The organism is Rhodanobacter lindaniclasticus, assembly GCF_004799035.1.
GTDB lineage: Bacteria > Pseudomonadota > Gammaproteobacteria > Xanthomonadales > Rhodanobacteraceae > Rhodanobacter > Rhodanobacter lindaniclasticus.
In genome coordinates, this window is sequence record NZ_MWIO01000088.1 from 1 (window position 1) to 1,637 (window position 1,637).

Below are 1,637 nucleotides of genomic sequence, written 5' to 3' on the forward strand. Positions count from 1 at the left end.
CGGCTTCTTCTTGGACTCGAAATTCAGCGACGCAAAGGAACGTTGTTTCACCGGCGATGGGCTTCCTGGGGACTGCTGGCTATGATGCCGCAGACGGGGAATAAATCAGAGCATCCCTAACGCATACGCGATCGCCTTGTGCACGACCCACCCTTTGATCTGGATATCCATGTCCATGCTCCTCACTCGATCGGCCCGGGCGGGTTGGCCTGCGTCGGGTTGGATGCGTTCTTGAACGCGGAGCATCCGCCGGCATTGCACGCCTGCACGGCGTACTGGAGGAGCTGGCTCGTAGTGGGAGTTGGCATCGCGGCACTGGTTGCCGCCGTCGTCGCCACTATCGCGACGCTGCCATTGTCCAGGCTGGTTCTTTGTACCTTGTAGGAGGTGGCCGTCGCCGAGGCGGACCATGTGATGCTGTAAGGCTTCCCGAACACGGAGAAAGGTGTCGTCACCGTGGCGGGGCAGGCAGGCAGGCAGGCAGCAGGGTCACCGCGATCGTGCCGACGGTACTCTAGGCTTCGCAACCGCCGGCGTTGCAGCTGTTTTGCTGCAACGCATGGCCGCTGGCAGGTCGCCGCCCAACTCAACGGGGCCACGCAATTTAATTGGCCACGTCTTCTTTCATTCCCGGCTGATGAGCCAGTGGCGAACCATCGCCCGGCGCTTGATGGTCGCGTAGCGAGCGCTTAGCGTCCGTCCGCGCGGGAGACTTTCCAGGCGTCATGTGGCAAGACAAGACACGACCCCTTAGCGTTCAGATTTGCTGTATTGCTGTAGATCTAAGCAACTATTAGTTGGTCGCCATTCGAAATGGTGAACGATTCGTACTGCTTACTATCGTCAAAAACTTCTAGGAGAGCACCTGACTTGAAGTTCAGGTGCAACCCGCCACTTGTCGTTGCTTTGGCTGCCGTTATGACATCCCCAATCAGCGGAAACAACGCCGCAGCATCCTCCGTTGAGCCATTGAACTGCATCATTGCTTGGTCGGCAATCTTCATTGCAAATGTTGAAAATATTGTCAAACGAATTTGTTGATCGAAGTCAATCTTGAGCGCGCTTTGACTTACAACAATCTGTGAGACGCAAGCATTGAGCATGAATGAAAGATCTTCGGTGCTTTTCAAGCCGTACATAAAGCAACTCCTATAGCTTTTCATTGTGATAACGGTTGAATGGGGGGCGGCGGCGGAGCCGGGTCTGTCAGTTTCGGAGGGGGCAACGGAACATGTGTTTGCGCCCTTGATTCCGCGCGCGGAACACTTCCTGGTTGTCGGCCTGTAGATGGGTTAACAGGATTACCTTTTGAGTCAAACTGACGCCAGTACCCATTCGGGTATTGCTCTGTTGACTTTGGCATCACACGCACAGTATGGCCTTCAGGAAGTGTTGTGGGCGGGTTTTGTGGGGCGGTTTCAAGGTCCACGTGCAACATGATCAGTGAATCGTTCCTGCTTCTGCCTCAGCCAGTCTGAGGTGGTCGTTGTAAACCTCCAGCGGGGTGCGGAATTGATGGCGCTTTCGCGGCCGCGTGTTGAGGCTCAGGGCGATCTGGTCCAGCTCGGCCTGGCTGTAGACGGACAGGTCCGTGCCCTTGGGCATGTCGAGCCGCAGCTGCCTGTCGGCGATTTTGT

1 protein-coding gene and 1 pseudogene are annotated in these 1,637 nt (G+C 56.3%); both read right to left on the bottom strand.

Annotated features, from left to right (window positions below):
• Nucleotides 1-782: 782 nt before the first annotated feature.
• Complete coding sequence (locus B1991_RS18260; protein WP_136260097.1) at nt 783-1,139, bottom strand: DUF6188 family protein; 357 nt, start codon at nt 1,137-1,139, stop codon at nt 783-785.
• Nucleotides 1,140-1,440: 301 nt separating this feature from the next.
• Nucleotides 1,441-1,637: pseudogene (locus B1991_RS18830) on the bottom strand (IS30 family transposase); the annotation flags it as partial.

What these genes read in the sequence shown, in the direction of transcription:
- B1991_RS18260 (WP_136260097.1), bottom strand. Translation starts at nt 1,139, where the DNA reads ATGTACGGCTTGAAAAGCACCGAAGATCTTTCATTCATGCTCAATGCT.